Consider the following 3,665-nt stretch of genomic DNA (forward strand, 5'->3'; position numbering starts at 1 on the left):
AAATGATTGTTACATCGTTTTAAATAGAGATCATTTCAAGTAGAAACATGAAACCATTGGTGGTAATAGGAATAGTGCTTGCATTTTTCCTTATCGGAGGCATCGCTTCAGCCTATCCTATAGATTCAACGGTCGTTACTACCCTGAATCGTACTATAATTCCTGTTGCCGTGCCTCTGACATCACCTCAGATCCTTCCTGATGATGTCTCCAACTATTCGGTATATGGGTATGGGGTATGGAAGTTCGGTGATGGACTCGGTTATGATAAAAGGGTTGACCTGATGTCACCCGGATACACAAATCCATCGGAGAATGGTTCTGTAAAACTGCTCCGGTTTTTTGATATGACTGATGTACACATCACTGACAAAGAAACTCCCACGCAGGGTATTTATTTCGGGTACAAAGGTGGTCAGTCATCAGGGTATTCCCCGGTCATGCTCTCATCCACTCAGGTTCTTGATGCTGCTGTCCAGACCGTGAACGCCCTCCATACCGAAGATCCGTTTGATTTTGGTATCGCTCTTGGTGATGTTGCCAACAACGAACAGTACAATGAACTCAGATGGTTCATTGATGTCATGGACGGGAAAAGAATAAATCCTGATTCAGGAGTCAAGGATGATCCGGTTCCCGGACCTCTCAATGATTATCAGGATGTGTACCAGGCAGCAGGACTGAACAAGTCGATACCCTGGTATGAGGCTCTTGGAAATCACGATCACAATTGGATCGGAACAAATCCCCCTGATGATTACCTGAAATCGAACTATACCGGAACCTACATCCTGAATATGGGTAATATTTTCACCAATCCTCTTGGTATCAAGAGTCGTGGATTCTATATGGGTGCAATCGATGGAAGAACGGTGAATGGAGATATTATCGGAGTAGGGAATGTATCTGATTTCAAAACACCTCCAAAAGTTCTGGCTGCCGATTCAAACCGCCGTGCCCTTTCGGTTCCTGAATGGATGGGTGAATTCTTCAATACGACTTCAAACCCGAAAGGTCATGGATTTAATAAATCTGATGCTGATTCAGGTTTTGCATGCTATTCGTTTGAACCAAAATCTGACATTCCTATAAAGGTCATTGTACTTGACGATACTCAGAATGCGAATGATACTGATGTTGGTGGGTATGGACATGGTTCACTTGATAATGAACGGTTCACCTGGCTTGTACATGAACTGGATCAGGGTCAGGCTGAAGGCAAACTGATGATCATTGCTGCTCACATCCCGATAGCAACAGAAGCAAGTGGTTCTTCCCTTGACGAATATACCGGATGGAGCTCGGTTGCTGAGATATCAGAGCAACAACTGCTTGATACTCTGCATACCTATCCAAACCTGATCCTGTGGATCGCAGGACATCGACATGTCAATGCCATTACTCCGCAGATTTCACCGGATCCTGACCATCCTGAACTCGGGTTCTGGGAGGTTGAGACCTCATCACTACGTGATTTCCCACAGCAGCTTAGAACCTTTGATATTGTCCGCAATACCGACAATACGATCTCTATCTTTGCAACCGATGTTGATCCGGCAGCAAAAGATGGAACGATTGCTGCAAAGTCACGTTTCTACGCAGTGGCAGCAGATAAAATATTTAACAGTACTATTCCGTATAAGCCAAGTGGGTCTTATAATGCAGAACTGGTCAAACAAGTAACTCCTGACATGCAGGAGAAGATTCAGAATCTGGGAACCTCCATAACCCCCTGATTTTCCTGAAGCCTTATACCTGCCTCTTTTTCACGGATCAAAAGGTCTATCTGATCGACTTTCTGTTGCCTGATTGTCAGGCAACTGATTTCAAGTCTCGACCAGTTCAAAAGTAAAGCAGTATAGGTGATTCATTCACTGCCCGGAGTGAACAAATTAGAGGGAATGTACTGAATATGAAACCGAAAAACCCCAACGGTGCCCCGTTGGGGGCCCCAGGCAGGACTAATGAAAAGGACTTTTTCATGCAAAAAGAGAATGAGTGTTACGAGGCACTCTTCACAGATGGAACTGATCCGATATCCAGATAGGCTTCATGTTCGGTGTACTTAGGCCAGGTGACATTCATTCCACCGTTTGGATCACCCGTCTTTGCAAACTGCGTCCAGAGATCGATCATGTTCTCTCTGACTGAATCAGTTACCGGGTTTTCAGGTAACGGGACACCGAAGAGGAGCATGGTCTCGCTGCCATGGAATGCTCCATAGGGTTGCCCGGGAAGGACATACGAGTACTGGTACCGGTACGTATCAGGACTTATGTTTGCCATTGATCCTGCTACGAACTTTACCGGGTCAGTAAAATCATAATCAGTCATGATCTGTTCCAGTCTGAGCTGTACTTCTGCGGTTGAATTCGCAGGATATTTTTCTAAAACCTTACTGGATTCATTCCCAAACCTGCTCTGGATAAAGGTGCTGTACTCCTGAACACTCATGTTAGCACCAGCTGCAAGGGTCGTTCCATCATCAACGTTGTTTCCGATGATCAGTGGGACCGGATTCTCGCGGTTTTCACGAAACACAGTCTCCGGTGCTTCTGGTATTACCGAGCCGTCGATTGTCGGCTCAAAATGCGGGGTATTCACCATCTTAAACGAAGAAGGCGGCCAGGGTGTTGCATTAGTGATATCCTGGTAACTCAGGTTTCGCATCTGCTCTATTGCATCAGGGCCTGAGAAACCAAGGCTCTTCGCATATGCCTCCCCAAGCTGTTCAGCATCATCTTTGGTATACAGAGCATCAATCTCTGCCCCTTTTGTCCAGAAGGTACCGCTTTCCACGATTGCCTGCTGGTAAAGTCCTTTAGTCTCTGGATTTGCCAGATGGATGAGAATACTCTCTCCCCCGGCTGACTGTCCAAATATTGTCACCCTAGATGGATCTCCACCAAACGATTCGATGTTTCGCTGGACCCACTCCAGAGCAGCAATCTGATCAAGGAGCCCGTAGTTACCAGAACTGTTCTGTGTAGACTCTGCATCCAGTTCTGGATGAGCAAGGAATCCGAGAGCACCGACCCGGTAATTGGGAGTGACCACAATGACTCCCTTTTGTGCAAGAGCGGTCCCGTTATAGAGAGACATAGAACCTGCGATCTTTCCAAATGCTCCACCATAGAAAAAGACCATAACCGGGAGTTTTTCGTTGTCAGTCTTTGCCGGGGTCCAGACATTGAGATACAAGCAGTCCTCACTCATGGAAAGATTTGGATCTGCTGCAATCGGCTGTGGGCATGCCGGTGAAAAAGCCGTTGTTTCCCTGACCCCATCCCAGGGAATCACCGGCTGCGGTGCTCTCCACCTAAAGTCTCCAGTTGGGGGAGCTGCGAAAGGAATTCCAAGATATACCCTGAGTCCATCCTGCTCTAATCCTGAGATAAGACCAGCATCAGTTTTAACCACCGCTGTTGGCGATTCATTCAGAGATGCTCCTGCAGAAACCCCGATAAATATCAGGCAGATTATCAGGAAAAAACCAATTCTCTTTTGTATGTTCATATGATCCTCCACTTTTTCCCGTCTGTAATTGGTCTACCTTCCTCTGAAAAGGACAGATTCCTTAAAAACACCGGGATTTCTTTACAATCTTACCAGAAACCAGAGCACTTTTGATATCTATTCGGCTATGAACGATTAAGACTTTGTAT

General features: G+C 46.0%; 2 protein-coding genes. One reads left to right on the forward strand and one right to left on the reverse strand.

All coding sequences use genetic code 11. From position 1 onward, the window contains the following. Positions 1-47: 47 nt before the first annotated feature. Complete coding sequence (locus VN429_RS11745) at positions 48-1,736, forward strand: TIGR03768 family metallophosphoesterase (protein ID WP_325633555.1); 1,689 nt, start codon at positions 48-50, stop codon at positions 1,734-1,736. Positions 1,737-2,001: 265 nt separating this feature from the next. Here the strand turns inward: VN429_RS11745 and VN429_RS11750 are convergent, their stop codons facing one another. Continuing rightward, positions 2,002-3,516, reverse strand: coding sequence for a carboxylesterase/lipase family protein (locus tag VN429_RS11750; RefSeq protein WP_325633557.1), 1,515 nt, complete (start codon positions 3,514-3,516; stop codon positions 2,002-2,004). Positions 3,517-3,665: the final 149 nt, after the last annotated feature.

It is taken from the genome of Methanospirillum sp., from assembly GCF_035560735.1.
Taxonomy (GTDB): domain Archaea; phylum Halobacteriota; class Methanomicrobia; order Methanomicrobiales; family Methanospirillaceae; genus Methanospirillum.

What these genes read in the sequence shown, in the direction of transcription:
- VN429_RS11750 (WP_325633557.1), bottom strand. Translation starts at nt 3,516, where the DNA reads ATGAACATACAAAAGAGAATTGGTTTTTTCCTGATAATCTGCCTGATA.
- VN429_RS11745 (WP_325633555.1), top strand. Translation starts at nt 48, where the DNA reads ATGAAACCATTGGTGGTAATAGGAATAGTGCTTGCATTTTTCCTTATC.